Source organism: Comamonas sp. wu1-DMT, from assembly GCF_040187805.1.
GTDB classification, from domain to species: domain Bacteria; phylum Pseudomonadota; class Gammaproteobacteria; order Burkholderiales; family Burkholderiaceae_C; genus Comamonas; species Comamonas thiooxydans.
Map to the genome: position 1 here is coordinate 126,269 of NZ_JBANEM010000001.1, position 25,223 is coordinate 151,491.

At 63.8% G+C, this 25,223-nt stretch carries 20 protein-coding genes and 1 pseudogene; 9 read left to right on the forward strand and 12 right to left on the reverse strand.

Annotated features, from left to right (window positions below; translation table 11 throughout):
- Positions 1–18 precede the first annotated feature (18 nt).
- From V8Z78_RS00560 to V8Z78_RS00570, 3 genes and pseudogenes are all read right to left on the reverse strand, one after another.
- The gene (locus V8Z78_RS00560) at positions 19–1,248 is read right to left on the reverse strand and encodes a CaiB/BaiF CoA transferase family protein (protein ID WP_349730691.1); all 1,230 of its coding nucleotides are present in this window, start codon (positions 1,246–1,248) and stop codon (positions 19–21) included.
- Positions 1,245–2,493 (reverse strand): annotated as a pseudogene (locus V8Z78_RS00565) (CaiB/BaiF CoA transferase family protein). The gene V8Z78_RS00560 and the pseudogene V8Z78_RS00565 overlap by 4 nt, the downstream one beginning before the upstream one ends.
- Complete coding sequence (locus V8Z78_RS00570; RefSeq protein WP_349730692.1) at positions 2,490–3,476, reverse strand: Bug family tripartite tricarboxylate transporter substrate binding protein; 987 nt, start codon at positions 3,474–3,476, stop codon at positions 2,490–2,492. Before V8Z78_RS00570 ends, V8Z78_RS00565 begins: the two are co-directional and overlap by 4 nt.
- A 114-nt stretch (positions 3,477–3,590) precedes the next feature.
- On the opposite strand from V8Z78_RS00570, the gene V8Z78_RS00575 reads away from it, so the two are divergent.
- A complete protein-coding gene (locus V8Z78_RS00575) occupies positions 3,591–4,499 on the forward strand; it encodes a LysR substrate-binding domain-containing protein (protein WP_004340705.1) in 909 nt (302 codons plus the stop codon).
- Positions 4,500–4,535: 36 nt separating this feature from the next.
- Here V8Z78_RS00575 and dnaE read toward each other — a convergent pair whose 3' ends face one another.
- From dnaE to V8Z78_RS00610, 7 genes are all read right to left on the reverse strand, one after another.
- On the reverse strand, positions 4,536–7,946 hold the full coding sequence (gene dnaE / locus V8Z78_RS00580) for a DNA polymerase III subunit alpha (protein WP_349730693.1): 3,411 nt from the start codon (positions 7,944–7,946) through the stop codon (positions 4,536–4,538).
- Complete coding sequence (locus V8Z78_RS00585) at positions 7,939–9,435, reverse strand: Y-family DNA polymerase (RefSeq protein WP_349730694.1); 1,497 nt, start codon at positions 9,433–9,435, stop codon at positions 7,939–7,941. Before V8Z78_RS00585 ends, dnaE begins: the two co-directional genes overlap by 8 nt.
- Before the next feature lies 1 nt (position 9,436).
- Positions 9,437–10,360: a translesion DNA synthesis-associated protein ImuA gene (gene imuA, locus V8Z78_RS00590; RefSeq protein ID WP_349730695.1), complete on the reverse strand. Its 924-nt coding sequence runs from the start codon at positions 10,358–10,360 to the stop codon at positions 9,437–9,439.
- Positions 10,361–10,643: 283 nt separating this feature from the next.
- A complete protein-coding gene (locus tag V8Z78_RS00595) occupies positions 10,644–11,996 on the reverse strand; it encodes an HD-GYP domain-containing protein (RefSeq protein WP_349730696.1) in 1,353 nt (450 codons plus the stop codon).
- A gap of 197 nt (positions 11,997–12,193) precedes the next feature.
- Positions 12,194–12,832 carry a 3-oxoacid CoA-transferase subunit B gene (locus tag V8Z78_RS00600; protein ID WP_063661116.1) on the reverse strand — a complete coding sequence of 213 codons (639 nt, stop codon included), beginning with the start codon at positions 12,830–12,832 and terminating at the stop codon, positions 12,194–12,196.
- A 30-nt stretch (positions 12,833–12,862) separates the two neighbouring features.
- Entirely contained in the window at positions 12,863–13,339 is a 477-nt protein-coding gene (locus V8Z78_RS00605; RefSeq protein WP_012838251.1) for a DUF3806 domain-containing protein, read from the reverse strand.
- A 3-nt stretch (positions 13,340–13,342) separates the two neighbouring features.
- Entirely contained in the window at positions 13,343–14,041 is a 699-nt protein-coding gene (locus tag V8Z78_RS00610) for a CoA transferase subunit A (RefSeq protein ID WP_003079441.1), read from the reverse strand.
- A 74-nt stretch (positions 14,042–14,115) separates the two neighbouring features.
- On the opposite strand from V8Z78_RS00610, the gene V8Z78_RS00615 reads away from it, so the two are divergent.
- On the forward strand, positions 14,116–14,658 hold the full coding sequence (locus V8Z78_RS00615; RefSeq protein WP_003055436.1) for a PAS and helix-turn-helix domain-containing protein: 543 nt from the start codon (positions 14,116–14,118) through the stop codon (positions 14,656–14,658).
- A gap of 343 nt (positions 14,659–15,001) precedes the next feature.
- Positions 15,002–17,203 carry a catalase/peroxidase HPI gene (gene katG / locus V8Z78_RS00620; RefSeq protein WP_349730697.1) on the forward strand — a complete coding sequence of 734 codons (2,202 nt, stop codon included), beginning with the start codon at positions 15,002–15,004 and terminating at the stop codon, positions 17,201–17,203.
- Between the two features lie 106 nt (positions 17,204–17,309).
- Here the strand turns inward: katG and V8Z78_RS00625 are convergent, their stop codons facing one another.
- Positions 17,310–17,558 (reverse strand): hypothetical protein, encoded by a 249-nt coding sequence (locus tag V8Z78_RS00625; RefSeq protein WP_012838249.1) that lies wholly within the window; start codon positions 17,556–17,558, stop codon positions 17,310–17,312.
- 156 nt (positions 17,559–17,714) lie between these two features.
- Between V8Z78_RS00625 and V8Z78_RS00630 the strand changes: the two genes are divergently transcribed.
- From V8Z78_RS00630 to V8Z78_RS00650, 5 genes are all read left to right on the forward strand, one after another.
- Positions 17,715–18,185: a CopD family protein gene (locus V8Z78_RS00630; RefSeq protein WP_039048689.1), complete on the forward strand. Its 471-nt coding sequence runs from the start codon at positions 17,715–17,717 to the stop codon at positions 18,183–18,185.
- Between the two features lie 221 nt (positions 18,186–18,406).
- Complete coding sequence (locus V8Z78_RS00635) at positions 18,407–18,982, forward strand: MarR family winged helix-turn-helix transcriptional regulator (RefSeq protein ID WP_100086419.1); 576 nt, start codon at positions 18,407–18,409, stop codon at positions 18,980–18,982.
- Between the two features lie 60 nt (positions 18,983–19,042).
- The gene (locus tag V8Z78_RS00640; protein ID WP_179626145.1) at positions 19,043–20,527 is read left to right on the forward strand and encodes an efflux transporter outer membrane subunit; all 1,485 of its coding nucleotides are present in this window, start codon (positions 19,043–19,045) and stop codon (positions 20,525–20,527) included.
- 151 nt (positions 20,528–20,678) lie between these two features.
- On the forward strand, positions 20,679–21,959 hold the full coding sequence (locus V8Z78_RS00645) for an HlyD family secretion protein (RefSeq protein ID WP_004340680.1): 1,281 nt from the start codon (positions 20,679–20,681) through the stop codon (positions 21,957–21,959).
- A gap of 15 nt (positions 21,960–21,974) precedes the next feature.
- A complete protein-coding gene (locus V8Z78_RS00650) occupies positions 21,975–23,588 on the forward strand; it encodes a DHA2 family efflux MFS transporter permease subunit (RefSeq protein ID WP_349730698.1) in 1,614 nt (537 codons plus the stop codon).
- Positions 23,589–23,657: 69 nt separating this feature from the next.
- Here V8Z78_RS00650 and V8Z78_RS00655 read toward each other — a convergent pair whose 3' ends face one another.
- Complete coding sequence (locus V8Z78_RS00655) at positions 23,658–23,987, reverse strand: hypothetical protein (protein ID WP_280008503.1); 330 nt, start codon at positions 23,985–23,987, stop codon at positions 23,658–23,660.
- A gap of 150 nt (positions 23,988–24,137) precedes the next feature.
- On the opposite strand from V8Z78_RS00655, the gene V8Z78_RS00660 reads away from it, so the two are divergent.
- The gene (locus tag V8Z78_RS00660) at positions 24,138–25,220 is read left to right on the forward strand and encodes an MBL fold metallo-hydrolase (RefSeq protein ID WP_145914917.1); all 1,083 of its coding nucleotides are present in this window, start codon (positions 24,138–24,140) and stop codon (positions 25,218–25,220) included.
- Positions 25,221–25,223: the final 3 nt, after the last annotated feature.

Genomic DNA, 25,223 nt, shown 5'->3' on the forward strand with positions numbered 1-25,223 from the left:
CCGCTTCATGCTGTTTGCTCAGCAGTCCTTCGACTGCAAAGCCGCAATGCGCGCGTCGTCCCAGCCCGCCTCGCGCAGCAATGCCTGTGTGTGCTCGCCCAGGCGCGGGGGCATGCCTATGGGTGGCTGGCTGCCGTTGATGCGCACGGACAAACGCGGAAATTTCACAACCCCCATCGCTGCATCCTTCTTCTCGACAAAAAAGCCGGTGGCCTGCAAGTGCGGGTCATGGGGCAGATCGTCCATGCGAGTCACCGGGGCGGCTGGAATCTCCAGCTGTTCGCAGCTGGCCAGCCAATAGGCAGTGTCCTTTTGCGCCACGTAGCCGCTCATCGTCTCCAGCAGCTCGGCGATGTGGCGGGTGCGCATCGCCTGGGTGGCAAAGCGCTGGTCCTGTGCCAGCTGGGGCTGACCGACGGCCGCAAAGAAACGGCGCCAGTGCGCATCGGTGTAAGGCATCAGGCAGACATGGCCGTCCAGCGTCCTGTAGGGCTTACGCCAGGGCGCCATCACGCGCGGATAGCCCGCGACACTCTGTGCGGGTGTGAAATGCATGCCGTAGAAATGCTCCACCAGGTTGAAGCCCGCCATGGTCTCGTACATGGGCACTTCCACATAGCTGCCCTCGCCCCTGCGCTCGCGCTGGTAGAGCGCCGCCAGCACCGCATGCGCGGCCACCAGAGCGCAGGTCTTGTCGGCCGCAATCGTGGGCAGATAGCGGGCCTCGCCCGTCTGGCGCTGCATGAGATCGGCCAGGCCACTCATGCCCTGGATCACGTCGTCGTATGCAGGCTGCCCGGCATAGGGGCCGTCTTCGCCAAAACCGTGCAGGCCCGCATAGATGAGACGCGGGTATTGCTTGCGCAGACTGTCCGGATCGAGCCCGAGCCTGGCCAGCTTTTGCGGGCGCATGCTGTGCATGAGCACATCTGCGCCTTGCAACAGCGCATGCAGCGCGGCCTGTGCCTGCTCTTGCCTCAGATCCAGCACCACACTTTTCTTGCTGCGGTTGGAGCCCATGAACATGGCCGCCATGCCAGGCTCCAGTGCCGGGCCGGTGTGACGCGTGGAGTCGCCCTCCGGCGGCTCGATCTTGATCACCTCGGCGCCGTAGTCGGCCAGCACCTGGCTGGCCATGGGGCCGAAAATCACGCTGGAAAGATCCAGCACCCGCACCCCTGACAATGCCCCCAGGGCTTGGTCCTGGCCCGCGATGCGCGTGTGCGTCAACGATTCCTGGCTGTTCATCCCAATACTCCGCTGTCCCGATAGGCCTGCATTTGCTGAGTAGACAGACCCAGATGGCGCTCCAGCAGCTCTAGTGTGTGCTGGCCCAGCTGAGGCGGTGCATGGCGATACGTCACCGGTGTGTCCGACAAACGGATGGGGCTGGCGACCAGCGGCACCTGGCCTGCCTTGGGGTGTGTCATGGCGATCTGCATGCCACGAGCCCTGACCTGCGGATCCTCGAACACCTCACGCACCGTGTTGATGGGGCCGCAAGGCACGGCATGCTGCTCCAGCAACTGCACCCAGGCCCTGGTGCTGCGCGTGAGCGTCACGCGGCGGATCATCTCCACCAGCTCGGCTCTATGGGCCAGCCGCGACGCATTGCTGCTAAAGCGCTGGTCCTCGGCCCATTGGCTCCTGCCTGCAGCCTGGCAGAAACGGGCAAACTGGCCATCATTGCCCACGGCCAGAATCATGTGGCCGTCTTCGGTCGGGAACTCCTGGTAGGGCACCGTATTCGGATGCGCGTTGCCCATGCGCTGAGGCACCTGATCCCCGTACAGATAGTTCATGCTCTGGTTGGCCAGACAGGCCACGCCTACATCAAGCAAAGCCAGATCTATGTGCTGGCCGCGCCCCGTATGCTCGCGGGCCTGCAGAGCCGCCAGAATCGCCGTGCTGGCATATAGCCCGGTGAGGATGTCGGTCAGCGCCACACCCACCTTCATGGGACCGCCTCCGGGCTGGCCGTCGGCATGGCCCGAGATGCTCATCAGCCCCCCCCATGCCCTGGATCAGAAAGTCATAGCCCGCACGGTGTGCATAGGGACCGTCCTGGCCGAAGCCCGTGACCGAGCAGTAGACAAGGCGGGGATTCAGGGCACTGAGGTTCGCGTAATCAAGCCCGTACTGCGCCAGACCGCCAGTCTTGAAGTTCTCGATCAGCACATCGCATCGGGCCGCCAGCTGACGCACGATCTCCTGGCCTTCGCCGCGGGTAAAGTCCACGGAAATCGACTGCTTGTTACGGTTGGTGCACATATAGTAGGCCGACTCCCCCGTGGGCAAGCCTTCGGGGTCGACCACATAGGGCGGCCCCCAGGCACGCGTGTCGTCACCGCTGCCGGGTCTTTCCACCTTGATCACCTCGGCGCCCAGATCACCCAGCGTCTGTGCCGCCCACGGGCCTGCCAGAACCCTTGAAAGATCGAGCACCTTGATGTGCTGCAGCGCCTGTGCCGGCTGGCTGTCATTGGCTTTCATTGCAGGGGAACCTTGGCCTTGACGACGATGCGCTTCCACAGCGCGATTTCGTTCTTCTGGAATTCATGCATCTGTGCCGGGCCGCCGGTCATGGGAATGGCCCCCAGACGCTCGTAGAAGGCACGGGTTTCATCCATCTTCGAAATGGCGGTGAAAAGCTCGGCGAGCCTGGCAGTCTCGGCCGCCGGTGTCCTGGCGCTCACCATGGCACCCACCCAGGTGTAGGCCTCGAATCCGGGCAGACCGGCCTCCGCGGCCGTGGGTATCTCGGGGGAGGTGCTCACGCGCTTGTCGGAGGCCACCGCCAAAACCTTGACACGCCCTCCGCGGGCCAGTTCCTGGACTGCTGTGACTTCCGCGAAGGTGTAGTCCACCGTCTCTGAAGCGACTGCCGTGGTGGTTTCCCCCGCCCCCTTGAACGGGACATGTACGGTTTCGATCCAGGCAGCGTCGTTGAACAGCTCGCCCATCAGTTGATAGCCGGCCGAGCCGGCCCCGAAATTCACCTTCCCCGGGTTGGCCCTGGCATGGTTGATCAGGCCTTTCAGATCGGAGTAGGTCGCTTGGGGAGCGACGGCCAGCATGGCGGGCGAGCGCATCATCATGGTCAGCGGCGCAAAGTCTGTTAAGGGGTCGTAGGGCAGATGCCTGAACAGTGCCGCATTGACCGCCAGCGTCGAGTTGCTGCCGATGAATACGGTATAGCCATCGGCGGGCGCAGACAGCACCTGCTTGACAGCAATGAAGCCGTTGGCTCCTGCCTTGTTTTCGACGACCACGGGCTGGCCCGTGAGCTCCTGCAGCTTGCGCCCGAAATAGCGCGCCGAGGTGTCGGTGCCGCTGCCCGGACCGAAGGGCACGATGAGCTTGATCGGCTTGGCAGGAAAGCCCTGAGCCGGTGCCTGAGCCATGGAGGTCATGCCGACGCCGAGCAGGCCGCAGCCCAGCAGTGCCGCCAGCAGGTATCTGCGTGCTTGTTTCAAGTTTGTCTCCTGATACGGAATTGCTGCCGTGTTTTTCTTGTGAGCCCACTTTAGGCAGGCGTGAAATTAATGTCTAATATTAAAAATTTCGTTTTTGATATCGATTGAATATCAATGAATCTCAAGCAACTGCAGCAGTTCATTGCCCTGGCCGAAACCGGCAACTTTCACCGTGCCGCTGAGCAGCTGCATATGGCCCAGCCGCCGCTGTCCATCTCGATTCGCAAGCTGGAGGAGGAGCTGGGCAGCGCCTTGTTCGATCGCACCAGCACCGGCGTCGTGCTGACGCCTGCCGGCAAGGCCATGCTGGAGAGCGCACGCGCGACCCTGTTTCATGCCGAGCAATGCCGCCAGGCGGTGCGCGATACCAGGGAAGGCGTGGGCGGCCTGATCCGGCTGGGCTTTGTCGGTTCGGCCACCTACGAACTGCTGCCGCGCCTGATTCCCTCGTTTCGCGAGCGCTACCCCAAGGTAGGGCTGGAGTTCTACGAAGCGACCAGCGCCGAAATCCTCGAAGGGCTGGCAAGCCGGCGCTTCGATGCCGGCCTGCTGCGCTACCCCGTGCTCGAACTCGATGAGCGCATCGCGCTCACGCCGCTGGATCAGGACGAGTTCGTGCTGGCCGTCTCGGACAACAGTCCCCTGGCGCAGCGCGACGCTATCGCCCTGTCCGAGGCAGCGCATGAGCCTTTTGTGATGTATCCACAGGACACGGTACCCAGCCTCGCCGCACTGGCCAAGCTACGCTGCCAGCAATCGGGCTTCACCCCGCGCATCGCCCAGGAGGCCATGCAGGTGCAGACCATCATGAGCCTGGTGGCTTCCGGCCTGGGCGTGGGTCTGGTCGCGGGCGTTTCGCATCTCGTTCAGCCGCGCGGCGTGAAGTGTTTGCCGCTGCTGGACAATCCTCCGGGCTTTCATGTGGGCATTGCGCTGGTGCATTCGCTCACGCCGGGCAGCCGGGCAGTGCAGACGCTCATTGAACATGCACTGCAATTTGCCAAGCTGCCGGCAGCGTCCTGAATTCGCAGCGGCCAGCGCGCACCAGCCTCGGCAGGCTCAATGAAAATCCCGGCTGTTCAGCCCGACCTCGGCAAACCGCCCCAGCCAGCGGGTCACATCCCTGGCCTTCATCACGACCAGATGGCGAACCGCAGGCTCATCCACTTTCTTGGCTGCAGGCATATTCCCTGCTGATTCCGGTGCCTCCAGTTGCGGGGCCGTGCTGCGCTGCCAGATGCCCTCCACGGCCAGCAGACGCGAGGCCAGCAACGCAGAGCGCCAGCGGGCAAAGGTCTGGCTCCAGACCACCAGGTTGATGACGCCGGTTTCGTCTTCCAGCGTGATGAACAGCGTGCCGTTGGCGGTAGGCGGGCGCTGGCGCACGGTAACGATGCCGCAGGCGCGGACCTTCTGGCCTGGCAGCATATGACGCAGCTCGGCTGCGGTCTTCAGCCCATGGCGTGCCAGCCCGGGACGCAGCAAGGCCAGCGGGTGGCGGCGCAGGCTCAGGCCGGTGGCGGCATAGTCGAACATGATTTCCTCGCCCTCGGCGGCCTGGGGCAGCTCAAGTCCTGGCTCATGAATCGCGGCCTGCGCAAAAATGGGCGGCAGGCTGGCCTGCGCAGCAGCATCCCACATCTGCTGGCGACGGTGACCGGCCAGGCTGCGCAGCGCATCCGCTGCGGCCAGGGCTTCCATATCCGCCTTGTCCAACCGGGCTCGCATGGCCAGATCGCTCACGTCCTTCCAGGCAGCCTGCGCAGCTTCACCCTCGATTCGCAGCGCTGCGGCCTTGCCCAACCTGGCAACCCGGTTCAGCCCCAGGCGCACGGCCGGCTGGGGCTGGGCCACGCCGCGCATGGCTTGCAAAGGAGCTTCGAGCGTGCAATGCCAGTGGCTATGACAGACATCGACGGGTAGCACGCGCACTCCGTGTCGGCGTGCATCCTGCACCAGTTGGGACGGCGAATAAAAACCCATGGGCTGGGCATTGAGCAGCGCCTGCAGAAAGATGGCCGGCTCATGGCGCTTGAGCCAGGCGCTCGCATAGGCCAGCAGCGCAAAACTGTAGGCATGACTTTCGGGGAAGCCATATTCGCCAAAGCCCAGCATCTGCGCAAAGATGGCCTGAGCGAATTCCAGCTTGTAACCACGCGCCACCATACCGTCGATCAATGGGCGCTCGAACTTGTGTACGCCGCCCTTGCGCTTCCAGGCCGCCATGGAGCGGCGCAGCTCATCAGCCTTGCCGGCCGAAAACTTGGCAGCATCCATGGCGATCTGCATCACCTGCTCCTGGAAAATGGGCACGCCCAAGGTGCGCTTGAGCGCATTTGCAAGCTCCGGCTTCTCAAGCTTGAGCGGCAGCTTGCGGCGCGCGCGCTCACGTGCCAGCAAATAGGGATGGACCATGCCGCCTTGAATCGGGCCGGGGCGCACGATGGCAACCTCAACCACCAAGTCATAGAAAGTGCGCGGCTGCAGGCGCGGCAGCATGCTCATCTGGGCGCGGCTTTCGATCTGGAAAGTACCCACGGTATCGGCCTGGCAGATCATCTCGTAGGTCGCGGCATCCTCCTGCGGAATCTGGTGCAGCCCCCATGGTTCGCCACGCCAGCGGGCGCGCTCGTTCAAGGCATTGCGCAACATGGTGAGCATGCCCAGGGCCAGCACATCGACCTTGAGCAAGCCCACGACATCGAGATCGTCCTTGTCCCACTGAATGACGGAGCGCTTGGCCATCGTGGCGGGCTCCACGGGCACCAGGCGCGTGAGCTTACCCTCGGTCAGCACAAAGCCGCCCACATGCTGGCTGAGGTGGCGCGGGCTGTCCCTGAGCTGCCAGGCCAGCTCTATCCAGAGGCGCAGCCGATGCGCGCCCACAGCACAATTCATTTCGCTCGCAAGCACCTCGGCTTCCTGGAGCTTGCGCTGCCCCCAGTCTTCGGGCAAAGCTTCGGGCGCCTGGTCCTCCTCTGCCGAATCGGCCGCCTCGGCATGCGTCTGTGCTTGCGCCTGGGCATGTTCGCTGAACCAATACTGCCCCTTGGCCAGGGCATCGATCAGATCGGCAGGCAGGCCCAGCGCCTTGCCCACATCGCGCAGCGCGCTACGGCTGCGCCAGCAACTGACCACGGCCGTGAGCGCGGCGCGGTCGCGCCCGTATTTGTCGTAGATGTACTGGATGACCTCTTCACGCCGCGCATGCTCGAAGTCCACATCGATATCGGGCGGCTCGCTGCGCTCCTTGCTGATAAAGCGCTCGAACAGCAGATTGTTGTTTTCCGGATCTACCGCCGTAATGCCCAGGCAGTAGCAGACCGCAGAATTGGCCGCCGATCCGCGCCCCTGGCACAGAATGCCGACGCTGCGCGCATAGCGCACGATGTCATGCACGGTGAGAAAGTACATCTCATACTTCTGATCCTCGATCAGCGCCAGCTCTTTGTGCAATTGATCGTGCACGTCCTCGGGAATGCCCTGGGGATAGCGTCCCGCCGCGCCACCCCAGGTCAGCCAGGCCAGGGTCTGCGTGGCCGTCATCCCGGGCAGCACGCTCTCTTGAGGATAGTGGTAGCGGATCTCGTCCAGAGTGAAGCTGCAGCGCCCGGCCAGCTCCAGCGTCGCCTCCAGCATGGCCCTGGGATAGAGCGAAGCCAGTCTCAGACGCGAGCGCAGATGCCGCTCGGCATTGGGCTGCAGCGCAAAGCCACATTCAGCCACGGTGCGCCCCATGCGAATAGCCGTGACCACATCCTGAAGGGGCTTGCGCGAGCGCGCATGCATATGGACATCGCCGCAGGCCAGCAAGCGCAGACCTAGGACCGCGCCCGCCTGCTGCAGCGTCTGCAGCCACAGGCTATCGTCGGGCGCCAGGTGCAGCTCCACGCCCAGCCAGAGGTTTTCAGCATCAAGATAGCCCGAAACACTTTCCAGGCAATCCGTTACAGCTATCAAATCTGATGCATCCAGCTTCCCGCGCTGCGGCAGCAGCAGGCACTCGCAGCCTTGATTCAGCAACTGCCAGGGGCTGGCTTCATCGACCAGATACTCCCCTTTTGCAGCCCGGCTGCGTGCAACGGTAATGAATTCACAGAGATTGCCCCAACCCTGCAGATCACGCACCAGCACCACGACCCTGAGCGGGCCCCAGGCGAATTCACTGCCATGGATCAGGTGCAGGCCGCAGTCCCGCGCCGCTTCAAAGGCGCGCACGGCACCGGCTACCGAGCATTCATCGGTCAGCGCCAGCGCCGCATAGCCCAGGCTTTTGGCCCGGTGCACCAGCTCGGCAGGCGATGAAGCACCGCGCAGGAAGCTGAAATGCGAGAGACAGTGCAGCTCGGCATAGGCCAGCGGCCCTCTGTCCATGCCCTGGGCCACGGGGCTGGCCGGTACAGCGGCAGGCGGCGGCCCTGCGAGGCGCAGTGCGGGAGCGGGCAGCTCGGCCGTGATCTGCTCAGCCATACACGCCTTGCGCAAACCAGCTGGCGGGGCTGGCTGTCATGCTCATCAGGTGTTCGCTACGGGCGCGCTCGCGGTAAATCCAGACATGGCCGACCACGGCGTTATAGGCCACGAAATAGTCACGCACGGCCAGGCCGGCCGGCGCGTCGGCTTGGGCATCGCCAGCCGCATCCCACCAGCCGGACTCCAGCCTGTAGGGCCCGGCCTTGAGCTGCAGCGGCCCATGCCATTGGGGACGATTGCCCTGCACGGGCAAGGCCTGGGGCTTGGACAGCAGCCAGGGCGGCCACAGGGCTTGCCAGGGGTCGGCACAGCCGGTCTGACGGCGTGGCCCGAAGCCGGCTCCCACCTCGGCCCTGGCGCTAGCCCTGGTGCCGCCTGGCTTCTGGCTCTGCAGCAGCTTCGCCGCAGCTTGCCAGCACTGCATCTGCTCGGGCCGGTGATCGGCCAGCGGCCGCACCATTTGCACGGCTTCCTCGCCCCAGCGGGCGCTCAGGCGCTCCACCCATTCATGCCAGGCCAAGCTGTCCGACGGGCTCTGGCCCTGGACGGCAGGCAGACAGCTCAGCGGCTCTGCCGCCCAGGCAACCGTCTCCAGCGCCTGCAACTCCAGCATGTCCACGGGGGCGCGCCAGCGCTGCTGACCCAGGTGCTCACGCAACAGGCGCTGCAAATGCGCCATGCCCTGCGTGGGCTGGGCCGTGCGGATGACAAGCGCTTCCGAGGCCGGAAGCTCCTGGCCGTCGATACGACGCAGATCATGGTGCCAGCGCAATCGCAGCGCCAGCACCGCATGGTGACGGGCCTGCAACCAGGACTGCAGCGCGCGCAACAGCGGCTGCGCGGCATGGAGCACGGCATCGGCATGGTGAGCCGGATAACCCAGGTCGTGGCGCAGCAGGAATTGCTGGGGCAGTTGCAGCCACTCAAGCGGCTGGGGCCGCAGACCATAGGCCTCGTCGAGCGCACGCAAGGCCTTGGCTCCAATGCGGCGCGACAGTCCCGCGCGCGGCAGTGCGCGCACATCGCCCCAGCACCGGCAGCCCAGGCGCAGCAGCACGGAGCTGTGCTGCTCCAGGGAGCTCAGCGTCCATAGCGGCAGCGCATCGGCATGCAGCGATGACTCGGACATGGACAGGGAAACAGGGACAGAGCCGCAAGGCCGGCCCTGCTGCAGCCGCAGCCGTGCCAAAGCCTGCCAAGCCGTGCCGCCCTGTCCGCGCAGCGGCTGCAATGCCGCATCGCCGCCCCCGGACTCCGGGGGGCCAGCCTGACAAGCTTGCGCAAAAGCACTGTCCAGCCGCGCCAGCAAGACCTCGGCTCCGCCCCAAAGACGCTGCACCATGCTGGTCTCCATGAGCAAGGCATCTTCGAGCAAGGCCACACGCGGCGAGAACTCCAGCGCCCACCAGCAGGAACTCTCGGGCACCGGGCTTGACTCGCTCAGGCAGGCCAGAGGCCAGGCCATCCAGTGCTCTGCACTGCCCATCTCATGCCTCCGTCATCCAAGGCGAGGCCGTTGCAGGAGCGGCGGCTGTCATGCGCCCTTGCATGAGCATGGCAGCCTCCTCGCTCTGGCGCGCATGTCTTTGGGCCTGCGCCTGCAGCACGGGCTGCCAGGCCCACTGCGAAAGCGCGAGCTGTATGGGGCGCTCCAGCAAAGGTCCACGGCGCTTCAGTATCTGTATCCGCAAACCCGGCGCCTGCTGGGCAGCGGAGTCTGCCGTAACTCTCTCCAGTCTCAACCGCAATGCGGCGGGGGAGCTGTGCGGCTCGGCCTGCAGCTCCTGCCATAACCACAGAGGCCGGCCCTGCGAAGCGGCGGCCAGCTGCAAGCGACGCAGCGTGGACGCGGGAAGTTCGGGCAACCAGGCCAGCACCGCCAGCACATCCCGGCAATGCAGAGCCTGCTCGCAGGCCCAGGCCAGATCCTGGGCACTGCGCCCCGGCTGCACCGCGCACAGTCGCTTCGCGTCAATACCGGCGGCCTGCAAGGCCGGGGCAAAAGGCAGATAGGGTGGCGCCACCAGCACCAGTTGCCCCATCCGCGAATCCCCGAGTGAAGCCGCATGCTGCCGGACACGGGCGGCCAGCGCGGGCAACAGCAAGGCCCACTCCGCATGACAGTGCGCAGGTTGCTGCAGCTCAATCAAGGCATTGCCGGGCCAGCCGCCGCCCGGCAGCTCGGCATCCAGCGCAGCATGGCCGCTGGGCCAGACCTGAGGGCCGGCGCCGGCCTGCCAGTCCGTGCCGCGCCAGACACCTGGAATCCGTATGGCGGACAAAGGCGGGCTGCCCGCAACGGGCAGACCCGGCCGCACGCCCTGCCCTGCACCTGTTTGCTGCCGGACAGACTCCGTCATGCCGGGCGGTGAGCCAGGATGGGCCAAGGATGTCAGGGGCTGGGTGTACATGCGAAAGCTCTTGAATACTGTACAAATATACAGTTATTCAGGTTTCCGCGCAAAACAAGGCCTTAATATCGGCAGCAGATACGGTCGACTCTTGTAGATTGGACGTCGTGCGCTATCAAAAATACTTCTTCAGGATGGCGCAAGCAGACGCAGCAAAGCACGCCGCGCTGCGACGTGATGCACAGAGTTTTGAAGAAATACCGGTTTAGCGCCTGTCAATCAAGCGCCTGCAGCTATCAAACTTGAGGCCGGCCGTCCCGGGCGGAACTCGTGGTCGATGCCTTCAATTCAGCGACTGCCTGTCGGCATTCATGGCCGAGCTGCGGCCGGCCTGCGGCATCAGCTGAGCGCAGGCCTCGCACCATTCGGCCACGGCGACTTCCAGCGTGGAGCCGCCCTGCCCCAGCGTGGGCCAGCGGCGCAGGCAGTCGTTCATGATGGCCTGCAACAGCCACAGGGCCTCACGGTTGACCAGGGCCAGCTCACTCATGCCCAGGGCGTCATCCTTGAAATAGCTCAGCACATCCAGCTGCTGACTGGGGTGGGAGCCCGCTTCGGCCAGCTGCTTCTGCAGTTGTGCAAGATTAGTCTCCACAAGCACCGCCGCCTGCGCATCAGGCATTTGCTGCCAATGCTCGGGAAACTCGCGCCTGAGCTCGCTCCATTTGCGCAGCGCGGCCTCCAGCGCCGCGATGCTGTGCGAGAACTCGGCCTGCAGCGGCGCCAGCGGCTTGCCGGGACTGATTTCGTCGTAGAGCAGCGGCAAAATCAGGTGCACCAGATCGGCCGGATAGCTCTTGTGGTTCATGCGCAGCATGAGCGACAGGCGCTGGCCAGGCATATCCGTGAATTTCTCGAAGAAGGCCGAGACCACCTCGGCCAGCAGCAGCACCTGCCCCATGGGCGAAATGGCGTTGCCCTTGATGCCGCGCGGATAGCCGGAGCCATCCATGCGTTCATGGTGCTCAAGCACGGCGATTTCCACGGCGCGCGAATACAGTTCGGTGCTGCGCACCACCAGCATGGCCGTGACGGAATGCGCGACCAAATGCTTGCGTTCCTCGCCGCTCAAGCGGTGGTCCGGGTCGGTCCAGACCGGGTCCATATAGAGCATGCCTACATCGTGCAGCAGCGCGGCCGTGGCCAACGGCACGCATTCGCGCTCGGTCCAGCCGTTCTTGAGTGCCAGAAAGATCGCCACCAGCGTCATCTGCAGGCTGTGCTGGTAGAGGTCGGAGCGCTGCTCGCGCATGACGGTGAGCTTGAAGGCAATGGCCTGGGGCAGCAGCAGACTCTTGATCGGCGCCAGCAGACGCTCGATACCGCCGATGGACGCCACCATGCGATGCAGCAGATCGACCTGTTCGCATTGCTGACGCGCCAGGGTGACCAGGGATGCCACGTCGACCAGGTCGCCCGTGATCAGGTTGGCATCGATGGGGTCACGCAGCTTGTGCATGACCAGACGGTCATAGAGACGACTGTCAACACGTGTGCCTTTGTCCACCAGTTTCATGCCCTTATCGGTATAGATTGCATCGCCTGTCATGACCTCCGTATGCTCGGCCATATCGGTGACTGCGCGCAAAAAATGTACATCGGTCTCGTGCCCCTGCGCACCAGCGTTCTCACTCATCAAAGCGCTCTGTTTCTGTCTGCTCAATCAAACTCGATTGTTGCAGATTGCAATAATTTGTGGGCCACAATTAAAGCAAAAACAGCTTACATCGCTTGCCCTATCGACTCCGGCAGCTATTAATTCTGCCAATGCTGCAGAAAAAGGCATAAAAAAAGAACCGCCGCAGCGGTTCTTGCCTGGGAGCGCAGCGCCGCTTATTTCAGCAGCGTCACACCGGTCTTGGACTGGATCTCGTCAAAACTCACGCCATCGGCCAGTTCCACCAGCTTCAGGCCTTCGGGTGTCACGTCCATCACGCCCAGATCGGTGATGATGCGATCCACCACGCCCAGACCCGTCAGCGGCAGGGTGCAGCTGGGCAGAATCTTCAGGTCGGTCGTGCCGTCCTTTTTCCTGGCCACATGTTCCATGAGCACGATGACGCGCTTGACGCCCGCCACCAGGTCCATGGCTCCGCCCATGCCCTTGACCATCTTGCCGGGAATCATCCAGTTGGCCAGATCACCTTTTTCGGACACCTGCATGGCGCCCAGAATGGACAGATTGATCTTGCCGCCGCGAATCATGGCAAACGACTGATCAGAGCCGAAGATGGCCGAGCCGGGAAGCGTGGTCACGGTCTGCTTGCCGGCGTTGATCAGATCGGCGTCGACCTGGTCTTCGGTCGGGAAGGGGCCGATGCCCAGCATGCCGTTCTCGGACTGCAGCCACACTTCCTTGTCGCCCGTATGGTTGGCCACCAGCGTGGGAATGCCGATACCGAGGTTGACGTAGAAACCGTCTTCGAGTTCTTGGGCCGCGCGCGCGGCCATCTGGTCTTGGGTCCAGGGCATAAGAGCCTCCTGAATAAATCTTGATTGACGTTATTGGTAGTCGCCGGAGTCGATCATGGGCTGCAGGTGCGAAATCACACCATCGAGCAAGTGCAGCAGATCGACGCTCTGGCCGTCTTCGAGCCGTTTGAGGACCATGTCGCGAGCCCCCACCTGGATGCTGGTTTCGCGGTAGCGCACAACGGGGTCGGTTCCCCAGTCGTCGCTCACCATATGCCAGTCCATATCGTCCATTTCGCAGCTCAGCGCGTCCCCCAGCACCACACCCAATCCTCGGGCCAGCAGCAGGTTGTCGGCCGATACCAGGCCTCGATCGAGCAGCGGCTGCAGCTGCGCCAGGCCAGAGCGATCCATGCTCCAGTCGCTCAGCCCCAGTTCACGGGCCGCGACCTGGCACACCAGCAAGCGTTCGCGCTCCAGTTGCTCCAGTTCCTGCGCAGCCAGCGCACGAAAGACCGGTACGTCGGCCTGGGCGGCAGCCTCGGGCGAATAGGACGTATCCGCCATGTTTCAGGCTTCGCGCACGGTGCGCTTTTCGATGCGCTTTTCGGGATTGGCGTTGTGCACGATGCGGTGCACATAGATGCCGGGCAGATGGATGTCGTCGGGAGCGATCTCGCCCACTTCCACCAACTCCTCGACCTCCACCACGCAGACCTTGCCGCAGGTGGCTGCCGCAGGGTTGAAGTTGCGCGCCGTCAGGCGGAACTGCAGATTGCCGCTCTTGTCCGCGCGCCAGGCCTTGACCAGGGACACATCGGCCACGATCGCGTGCTCCATCACATAGGTCTCGCCATCGAATTCGCGCAATTCCTTGCCCTCGGCCACCAGCGTGCCCACACCGGTCTTGGTGAAGAAGGCGGGAATACCGGCGCCGCCGGCGCGCATCTTCTCGGCCAGCGTGCCCTGAGGCGTGAACTCCAGCTCCAGCTCACCGGCCAGGTACTGGCGCTCGAACTCCTTGTTCTCGCCCACATAGCTGGAGATCATCTTCTTGACCTGGCGGGTGTCCAGCAGCTTGCCCAGACCAAAGCCGTCCACGCCGGCGTTGTTGGATGCCACCGTGAGGTTCTTGACGCCGCTGGCGCAAACCGCATCGATCAGGGCCTCGGGAATGCCGCACAGGCCGAAGCCGCCAACGGCCAGCAATTGCCCGTCGGACACCACGCCCTGCAGCGCCGCTTCTGCGGATGGGTAGAGCTTTTTCACACATGTCTCCTTGAAATTGGATGCGCTACGATACTACGTACTTGAGTAAGTAGTTTTTCGTAAAGAGCAGTACCATGGTTGTGGATTACCGGCTGGCGTTCGACGCCGCCCCTGTAGGTCTCGTCATCTCGCGCAACCGCATCATGATTGACTGTAATCGGCAATTGTGTGAAATGTTCCATGCATCGCGCGAAGTACTCATAGGACAGACCTTTCAGGTGCTTTATCCCAGCGTTGACGAATACGAGCGCCTGGGCGCGCGCATTGCCCCGATTCTCAACACCACAGGCATCTATTCCGACAACCGCATCATGAAGCGCGCCAATGGCGAGGTGTTCTGGTGTCATGTCAGCGGCCGCACGCTGGACCGAAACGATCCCCATGCCTCGGGCATCTGGAGCTTCGAGGACCTCTCGGCCCATCGCCCCGTCAAGGCCGAGCTCACAGGCCGCGAACGCGAAGTCGCTGCGCGCCTTCTCGAAGGCATGACCAGCAAGGAAATCGGCAAGGCACTGGCCATCAGTCATCGCACCGTGGAAATCTACCGCGCCCGGCTGATGCGCAAATACGGCGCCTCCACCGCAGCCGATCTGGTGCACAAGCTGGTAGCCGGCTGAGCTGCTGCCACAGCTGAGGCCAGGTAGGTCAACGACCTGATTTGATGGCTCATGCTTGTGTAAACAGGCAGGCTCGCATACGCTCAAAAAGTCACAGTCTCAGTCACTTTGCGAAGTATCTGAACCCGACTTTGCGTCGGCTCAAGACTCGACCCATATTTCTTCCTATGGCGCTGCTTAGTAATTTCAATAGCACAACACGCCCTTCAAGCCAGCCGCGCACCGATAATTCATCTCAACCAATCGCAAATAGCTATTGAGTTGAATTGATTGATGTCAATCATTGATTGATATCTGTTTCCTGGACCTACCGACCTGTCGGATCGTTGAAACGGAGAGCCCCATGACTACTGAATCCAAGTGCCCCTTCCACCAAGGACAGAACAGCGAAACCGCCGCCGCAGGCAACGCCACCAGCAACAAGGACTGGTGGCCTAATCAGCTGCGCGTGGATTTGCTGAGCCAGCACTCCGCCAAAAGCAACCCCCTGGGTGAAGACTTCAACTACGCCCAGGCTTTCCAGAAGCTGGACTATGAAGCCGTCAAACGCGACCTGCGTGCCCTGATGACCGACTCGCAGGACTGGTGGCCTGCAGACTTCGGCAACTACGGCCCCCAGTTCATCCGCATGGCCTGGCACGCAGCCGGCACCTATCGCATTCAGGACGGTCGCGGCGGCGCGGGTCGCGCCCAGCAGCGCTTTGCGCCGCTCAACAGCTGGCCTGACAACGTCAACATCGACAAGTCGCGCCGCCTGCTGTGGCCGATCAAGCAAAAATACGGCAACCAGATTTCCTGGGGCGACCTGATGATGCTGTGCGGCAACGTCGCACTGGAAACCATGGGCTTTCGCACCTTCGGCTTCGGTGGCGGTCGCGTGGACACCTGGGAACCCGATCAGGACGTGTACTGGGGTGCAGAGAAGGAATGGCTGGCCCCCACCCAGAACCCGCACAGCCGCTACAGCGGCGAGCGCGACCTCGAGAACCCGCTGGCCGCCGTGCAGATGGGTCTGATCTATGTCAACCCCGAAGGCCCGGACGGCAATGGCGACCCCCTCTCGGCCGCGCATGACATCCGCGACACCTTTGCCCGCATGGCCATGGATGACGAGGAAACCGTGGCGCTGATCGCCGGCGGCCACACCTTCGGCAAGACCCATGGTGCGGGCCCTGCCAGCCATGTGGGCGCCGAGCCCGAAGCCGCCGGCCTGGAAGCCCAGGGCCTGGGCTGGGCCAGCAGCTACAAGTCCGGCAAGGCCGGCGATGCCATCACCTCGGGCCTGGAAGTGACCTGGACCCAGACTCCTGCACAGTGGAGCAACTTCTTCTTCGAGAACCTGTTCAAGTACGAATGGGTGCAGGAAAAAAGCCCTGCGGGTGCCATTCAGTGGGTTGCCAAGGACGCTGGCGATGTCATCCCCGACGCACATGGCGGCCCCAACAAAAAGCCCACCATGCTGACCACCGACCTGTCGCTGCGCATGGACCCGGCCTACGAGAAGATCTCGCGCCGCTTCCTCGAAAACCCGCAGGCTTTTGCTGAAGCCTTTGCCCGCGCCTGGTTCAAGCTGACCCACCGCGACATGGGCCCGCGTGCACGCTATCTGGGCCCAGAAGTCCCCCGGGAAGAGCTGATCTGGCAAGACCCCATCCCCGCCGCCAAGCATGAACTGGTCAACGACGCCGATGTGGCCGCCCTCAAGGCCAGGCTGCTGGCATCGGGCCTGTCGGTGCAGGAGCTGGTGGCCACGGCCTGGGCCTCGGCCTCCACCTTCCGCGGTTCGGACAAGCGCGGCGGTGCCAACGGTGCCCGCATCCGACTGGCTCCGCAAAAGGACTGGGCCGCCAACAACCCTGCGCAACTGGCCAAGGTCCTGGGCAAGCTCGAGGAAATCCAGCGCGAATTCAACAAGGCTGCCGACGGCGACAAGCGCATCTCGCTGGCCGATCTGATCGTGCTGGCCGGCAGCGCGGGCGTTGAAAAAGCAGCGGCAGACGCTGGCGTGAAGATCAACGTGCCCTTCACTCCCGGCCGCGGCGACGCCAGCGACGAGCAGACCGATGCCGAATCCTTCGCGCCGCTGGAGCCCAAGGCCGACGGCTTCCGCAACCATCTGCAAGGACGTTTCCCGGCACCTGCCGAAGCCCTGCTGATCGACAAGGCCCAGCTGCTGACGCTCACGGCCCCCGAGATGACCGTTCTGATCGGCGGCCTGCGCGCCATCAACATCAACACCGCCGGCAACCACGGCGTGCTGACCCAGACTCCGGGCAAGCTGACGAACGACTTCTTCGTCAACCTGCTGGACATGGGCACACAGTGGCAGCCTCTGGAGGATGGCAACTACGAAGGCGTGGACCGCAAGAGCGGCGCCAAGAAGTGGACCGGCACCCGTGTGGACCTGGTCTTCGGCTCCAACGCCGTTCTGCGTGCCGTGGCCGAGGTCTATGCCGAAAAGGGCAACGAGCAGAAGTTCTACCGGGACTTCGTCGCTGCCTGGGTCAAGGTCATGGAACTGGACCGCTTCGACCTGAAGAAGTAACAGGGCGCGCCGGGGTGAAAGCCCCGGCTCCAGGAAAATCCAAAAAGAAAAAGCTGCCAGCGCCTGTCAATCAAGCGCTGGCAGCTGTTTTTTCAGGATCAACACATCACATCTCCAGCTCGACCGCTTCCTGCGACAGATCCCAGCCCAGCACAAAGACTTCGTAATGATTTTGCCCGCTGTCATCGCTCCAGACCTCCGGGCCGAACTCGCTCATATTGCCGTTCAGACTCTGTCCTTCACGCAGCGCGCTGGAATCGGTCTGCTCGGCCAGCACAAAGCGGCCGTTGCCGGTGCGCAAGGCGACCCGTCCGGAAGACTGCTTGAAGGCGACGACGGTGGCTTGTTCTGACATAAGGACTCCTGTGCCATTGCTGGCTGTTGTGGATTACAGCCAAGTCTAATCAGACCTGGGCAAAGCGAAAGTCCTGCTGTTTCGGCCTGTGTGTTCCACCCGTAGGACGATCTCCGTTAGGCTTGCGATGTCTCCCCCAATCAAGCCCCACAAACCATGCTTTTCATTCTGTTCAAACTTCTGCACCTTCTGGCCATCATCATCTGGGTGGGCGGCATGTTCTTCGCACATTTCTTTCTGCGTCCTGCCGTCCAGGGCCTGCAACCACCCGAGCGCGTGACGCTGATGCATGGCGTGCTGCAGCGCTTTTTTGCCTGGGTCCTCGTGCTGGTGGTCGTCGTGCTGGCCACCGGCATCGGCATGATTGGCAGCATTCACGCCATGGCCGCCCAGGCCGGCGGCCAGTTCAATATGCCAGTCAACTGGATCGTGATGAGCATTCTGGGCCTGGTGATGATGGCCGTGTTCGGTCATATCCGCTTTGCGCTGTTCAAGCGCCTGGATGCGGCCGTGCAGCTCAAGGACTGGCCCGCAGGCGGCAAGGCGCTGGAGAGCATCCGCAAATGGGTCTCTTTCAATCTGGCCCTGGGTCTGGTGATCGTGGTCGTGCTGCGCGTGCCGCTCTGAGCCTGAAGCAGCCTTCAGCAAGCCCGGTCTTCATGGCCGGGCTTTTTTTTATGAGTCCGGCAAGGCTCTAGCGCATACCAACAATGCTCAAACTGCTTTTGTTTTCATAGCAACAAAAACAGAGACTGCGCAGGCAGGTCCGGCTCCATTCAAAACCTTGCTGACATTTTTTTGCAGCTGCACAATAATTGCCGACTCAATCATTGACCAAGCAAATATTGGTGGCGCCATTGCAAAACCAGACCGACCCCATCATCGACCCGCAGGACGAATCCAGCTTCTTCTACCAGGCAGGGGTCTACGCGCCGGACAAAAGCATTGGCTTTCTCATGCGGCGCGTGCTCAGCTCCATCCTGCAGCTGGCCGACGCCCAGCTGGCCGAGCAAGGACTGACCTATGTGCAATGGCTGCCGCTGTACAAGCTGCTGATCTGCGCCGACACCAATAGCAGCACGCTGGCCAAAGACCTGGGCATGGACCCGGCTTCGGTGACGCGCGCGCTGGACCGCATCGAGGCCAAGGGGCTGCTGCGCCGCGAGCGCTCCACCACCGACCGGCGCGTGGTGCACCTGGTGCTCACCGAGGAGGGACGTAGCGTCGCCACCCAGGTGCCCAAGGTTCTGACCAAGGTGCTCAACGGCCATTTGCGAGGCTTCAGCCACAGCGAATGCACGCTGATGCTGTCCATGCTGCAGCGCATGCTGGTCAACGGCGATGCGCTGCGCGAGGCCCTGACCCAGGAGCCGGGCAAGCCCCCCATCCAAACGAACGAGGCAGGCCGCGATCCCAGGCACTAGGCTGGCCTGCTGCCTACTTTTTTACCGCCCTATTTCAATAAAAACCACTGGCACTTTTCCATGACCTCTAGACCTTCACGCAAACCCGCCGCAGAGCAAGCCCCTGGTCGCCCGCTGCTGGCAACCGCAGCACTGGCCGCCGTGCTCGCGCTGGCAGGCTGTGCCTCGCAAGGGCCGGCGCACCAGCCGCTGGCACGACTGGGCTCGGCCGATGTCGGCCTGAACGACTCCGCCAGCCTCAGCACTGCAGATGCCACGGCACTCGCCTCCTCCCAATGGTGGACAGGTCTGGGCGATGCCCAGCTCGATCAGCTCATCGATCAGGCCCTGGCCGGCAGCCCCAGCCTGGCCGCCAGCAACGCCCGCTTTGAAAAAGCCGCAGCCCTGGCCACGGCCAGCAGCACGGCCAGCGATGTGCGCGGAACGCTGAGTGCCGACGCCACACGCCAGCGCTACACGGCCAACGGCATGATTCCCGCCCCCATCGCGGGCAATATCTACAACAGCGGCAATCTGCAGGCCGGCCTGTCCTGGTCGCCCGACTTCTTCGGCAAGCATGGCGCGGACCTGCAGGCCGCGCTGGGCCAGGCGCGCGCCGCCAGGGCCGACAGCGCTGCTGCCGCCAACCAGCTGGCCGCACAGGTGGCGCGCAGCTATATCGCCCTGGCCCGGCTGATTGCCCAGAAGGAAGTGGCAGAGCGCACGCTGGGCCAGCGCCAGTCCTTGCTGAGCCTGAGCGAGCAGCGCACCCGAGCGGGCCTGGACAGCCAGGTGGAACTGACCCAGGCCCAGGCCGGCATGCCCGATGCCCAGACCCAGATCGAGATGCTCGGCGAGCAGATCACGCTGGCGCGCCGCACGATTGCCGTGCTCTGCGCCCAGGCGCCCGATGCGCAAAATGCGCTCTCGCCCAGACTGTCGGTGCTGCGCATCCAGCCCGTGCCGCAGGCTCTGGGCGCGGATCTGCTGGGCCGTCGCCCCGATGTGGTGGCCGCGCGCTGGCGCGTGGAAGCGGCCACGCAAGGCATTGAATCGGCCAGGGCCGACTTCTACCCTGATGTGAATCTGACCGCCTTTGTGGGCCTCAACGCGCTGGGCCTGGACAATCTGCTGCAGGGCAGCTCGCGCCAGATGGGCATCACGCCTGCGCTGCGCCTGCCTATCTTCGACGGCAAGCGCCTGCGCGCCCAGCTGCGCGGCAAACAGGCCGATCTCGACACCGCCATTGCCCAGTACAACGGAGCCGTGCTCGATGCCGTCAAACAGGCGGGCGACGCCATTGCCTCCGTGCAATCGCTGCAGCGCCAGCAGCAGTTGCAAACCGAGTCGCTGTCCAAGGCCGAGCGGGCCTATGACTTTGCCGTGCAGCGCTATCAGGCCGGCCTGGGCAGCCAGATCACCGTGCTCAACACCGAAACCCAGCTCATCAACCAGCGCCGTCTGGCCGTGGACCTGCAGGCGCGCGAGCTCGACACCCGCGTGGCCCTGGCCGCAGCCCTGGGCGGCGGCTGGAGCGACGACACCCCGGCTGTTGCACTGCAATAGACATCGAACTCAACAAAATCAATAGCTGCTACCGCTTTACTGCCATTGAATTCAAGGCAAAAACACTCTCAATTCTTTTATTGATAAGCGCTAGCAGCTCCTCTTTTTCAATAGCGCAAAACCGCTTCACAGATAACAAAGCGCCAACATCATGACCGACACCAAGCCTACTCAGAACGCTCCCCAAGCTCCTGCGGCAGCTACGCCCAGCGCCAACCCTGCGGGCCGCCGCAAGGGCCTGACCATCGTGGCGGCCGCTGTCGCCGTGGCCGCCATCGCCTGGGGCGGCTGGCACTGGATGGTGGCCCGCAACTACCAGACCACGGACAACGCCTATGTGGCCGGCAACGTGGTGCAGATCACGCCCCAGGTCGGCGGCACCGTGATCAGCATCGGTGCCGACGATACCGACTATGTCCGGGCCGGCCAGTTACTGGTGCAACTGGACCCTGCCGACTATCTGGTGCAACTGGCCCAGGCCGAGTCGCAGCTGGCCCAGACTGCGCGCCAGACCCGCACCCTGTATGCCAACAACGCCCCGCTGGCCGCCCAGGTGGCCCAGCGCGAAGCCGATCTGCTGCGCCTCAAGGCCGATGCCGCCAAGGCCAACGACGATGTGGCGCGCCGCCGCCCGCTCACGGCCACCGGTGCCGTGGGCAAGGAAGAGTTTGACCATGCCAAGGCCCTGGCCACGGCCGCCGGCAACGCCGTGGCGGCCGCAGAAGCCGCCGTGCGTGCTGCCAAGGCCCAGCTGACGGCCGCCGAAGCCCAGACCAAGGGCACGACGGCCGAGGACTTCCCCGCCGTCATGGCGGCCGCAGCCAAGGTGCGCGAGGCCTATCTGGCCCTGCAGCGCACGCGGCTGATCGCGCCCGTGGACGGTTTTGTGGCCAAGCGCGGCGTGCAACTGGGCCAGCGCGTGGCCGCCGGCTCGCCGCTGCTGACCGTGGTCGATCTGCACAAGCTCTGGGTGGATGCCAACTTCAAGGAAAGCCAGCTGGCCGATCTGCGCATGGGCCAGAAGGTGGAGCTGACCGCCGACGTCTACGGCGACAAGACCACGTACGAAGGCAAGGTCGTGGGCCTGGGTGCGGGCACGGGTGCGGCGTTTGCACTGCTGCCCGCGCAGAACGCCACCGGCAACTGGATCAAGGTGGTGCAGCGCGTTCCCGTGCGCATCAGCCTGGAGCCCGAAGCGCTCAAGCAGCACCCGCTGCGTGTGGGCCTGTCCATGGACGCGAAGGTCGATATCCGCGACAAGGACGGCCAGGCCCTTGCCAGCACGCCGCGCAGCGAGCCCGTGGCCCAGACCACGGTCTATGACGGCAGCCTGGCCCAGGCCGAGCAGCGCATCCAGCACATCATCGCGGGCGACAAGCTGCCAGCACTGACCCAGCTGGCCGATCTGCCCGCAGCCCAGCCTGCGCAATAAGACGCGGAATCAGCCATGACTTCCTCGACTTCTGCCAATCCCGGAGCGGGTGCCTCGCCACCGGCTCCGGCGGCCCGCCACATGCCGCCAGCCATCGCCCCGCTCAAGGGCGCGCAGCTCGCCCTGGGCACGCTGGCGCTCTCGCTGGCCACCTTCATGAACGTGCTGGACTCCTCCATCGCCAACGTGGCCATTCCAGCCATCTCGGGCGATGTGGGCGTCAGCCCCAGCCAGGGCACCTGGGTCATCACCAGCTTCGGCGTGGCCAATGCCATCTCCGTGCCGCTGACGGGCTGGCTCACCCAGCGCTTCGGTGCCGTGCGCCTGTTCACCATGAGCGTGCTGCTGTTCGTGCTGACCTCCTGGCTCTGCGGCTTTGCCTCCTCGCTGGAGATGCTGGTGCTGTTCCGCGTGCTGCAAGGCGCCGTGGCCGGCCCCATGATTCCGCTGTCGCAGACCCTGCTGCTGTCCAGCTATCCGCCCGCCAAGGCCGGTGTGGCGCTATCGCTATGGGGCGTGACCACGCTGGTCGCACCCGTGGTGGGGCCGCTGCTGGGCGGCTGGATCACGGACAATATTTCCTGGCCCTGGATCTTCTACATCAATGTGCCCGTGGGCCTGCTCTCGGCCCTCATGACCTGGAGCATCTACCGCAACCGCGAAACGCCCACGCGCAAGCTGCCTATCGACACCGTGGGCCTGTCCCTGCTTGTGCTCTGGGTGGCGGCGCTGCAGCTGATGCTGGACAAGGGCAAGGAGCTGGACTGGTTTGCCTCCAATGAAATCATCGCCTTTGCGGTGATCGCCGTCGTGGCCTTTGCCGTGTTCGTGGTCTGGGAGCTGACCGACGCCCATCCCGTCGTCGATCTGCGCCTGTTCAAGAGGCGCAACTTCGCGGCCGGCTCGATCGCGCTGTCCATCGCCTACGGCCTGTTCTTCGGCAATGTGGTGCTGCTGCCGCTGTGGCTGCAGCAATGGATGGGCTACACCTCCACCTCGGCCGGCCTGGCCCTGGCGCCGGTGGGCCTGCTGGCCATCCTGCTCACGCCCATGGTGGGCCGCAAGGTCGGTGTCTGGGATCCGCGCAAGATGGCCACGATTGCCTTCATCGTGTTTGCCATGGTGCTGTGGATGCGCTCGAAGTTCACCGTGGAGACCGACTTCGCCCATATCCTGATTCCCACGCTGATCCAGGGCGGCGCCATGGCCTTCTTCTTCATTCCGCTGACCACCATCACGCTGAGCGGACTGACGCCGGACCGCATTCCGGCCGCCGCAGGCCTGTCCAACTTCGTGCGGATCACGGCCGGCGCCATGGGCACCTCGATTGCCACCACGCTCTGGGAAAGCCGGGCTTCCATGCACCATGCCCATCTGACCGAGTTGCTGGTGCAAGGCCAGGGCACGTTTGCCAGCACGGTCAGAAATCTGCAGGCAGCGGGCATGAGTGCCGAGCAGGCCTATGCCCAGATCAACCGGATGATCGATCAGCAGGCCTTCACGCGGGCCGCCGACGACATCTTTCTGGCATCGTCCTTTCTGTTCCTGAGCCTGATCGTGCTGATCTGGTTCACCAAGCGCCCGGCTTCTGCCGCAGGAGCCGCCGACGCGGCCGCCGGCGCACACTGATTAACTTCAGACAAAATTGGCTGAAAATGCTTGAATCACAAGCGTTTTCAGCTATTTTTTTGACAGCACCTAAGTACCGTCAGCTTGCTTGTCCAGGCGTCGCAAAAACACCTGCAACTCCTTGACGACCTGGGCATCGCCCTTGGCCTGTGCGCAACTCAGCCCTTGCTGCCAGGCGGCTCGCGCCGCCTGCGCATCGCCCAGCGCCAGCTCCACCTTGCCCAGTTGCTTCCAGGCGACGGAGTATTCGGCATCCAGTGCCGTGGCCTTGCGCAGATGCTCGCGCGCCACGGCCATCTGCTCGTCGTCGGCATAGGCCTTGCCCAGGGTATAGCGCAGCAGCGCACCATCCTTGCCGGCCGCCAGCATGCTCTCCAAATTGTGAACCATGGGATTCATGTGCATTTGCTCCTCAGACAGCGAGTGTCGCATCCGCCCCGAGAAAGCAGCTGAATGGCCGTGCCTGTGTTACGGCCTCTTGCAAGCCGGCTCTTGGAGCGCTGCAAACCGTCCCAAACTGCGGCCAATGTCTCAATAAGGCGCCTGATCTTGTTTCGCAAACCAAGTCTCTCCACCTCCATCACCGACTACGAGGACTCGCCCCAGTATTCGGGCGGGCGTTTTCGCAACACGCATCCGCGCCCGCTCAACAGCCCCAAGCCAGATGCCGGGACGCTATGGAAGTTCTTCTTCAACAAGCCGGCCGATTCCCAGCCGGGCAAGGCGCTGCCCGTTTTGCCGCTGAGCACGACCGAGCTAAACCTCGCGCCCGAACGCAGCCTGTATCGCCTGGGCCATTCGACCTTGCTGATGAAGCTGCGCGGCGGCTGGTGGTTGACGGACCCCGTGTTTTCCGAGCGCGCCTCGCCGCTATCGTTTGCCGGCCCCAAGCGCTTTCATGCCCCGCCGATTGCCCTGGACGAGTTGCCTGCCTTGCGCGGCGTGCTGCTCTCGCATGACCACTACGACCATCTGGACCGCGCCACCATTCGCGTGCTCGCGCCCAAGGTGGGAGTTTTTCTCTGCCCCTTGGGAGTGGGAGACAGACTGGTGGCCTGGGGCGTGCCGGCCAACAAGATCGTGCAGCACGACTGGTGGCAGGGCAGCGAGGTCGACGGCCTGCGCTTCACGGCCACGCCGGCCCAGCATTTCTCGGGACGCAGCCTGCGCGACGGCAACCGCACGCTCTGGGCGTCCTGGACCATAGAAGATCGCCAGGCCGACAGGCCGCTGCGCGTCTTCTTCAGCGGCGATGGCGGCTACTTCGACGGTTTTGCCGAAATCGGCAGGCGCTTCGGCCCCTTCGATGTCACGTTGATGGAGACCGGCGCCTACGACGCCCACTGGCCCTATGTCCATATGCATCCGGCGCAGACCGTGCAGGCACACAGGGATCTCGGCGGCCAATGGCTGCTGCCCATACACAACGGCACTTTCAACCTCGCCATGCATGCCTGGTGGGACCCCTTCGAGCAGATCCTGAGCCTGGGCAGGCAGCACGGCATAGAGATCGCCACGCCCATGATGGGTGAGCGCCTGGACCTGGATGCCCCCCATGCCGGATCGCCCTGGTGGCGCGCCTGCGCCGAGGCCGACAGCAAGGGACTGGATCTGCGCCCCGCGCAACCCTGAAGG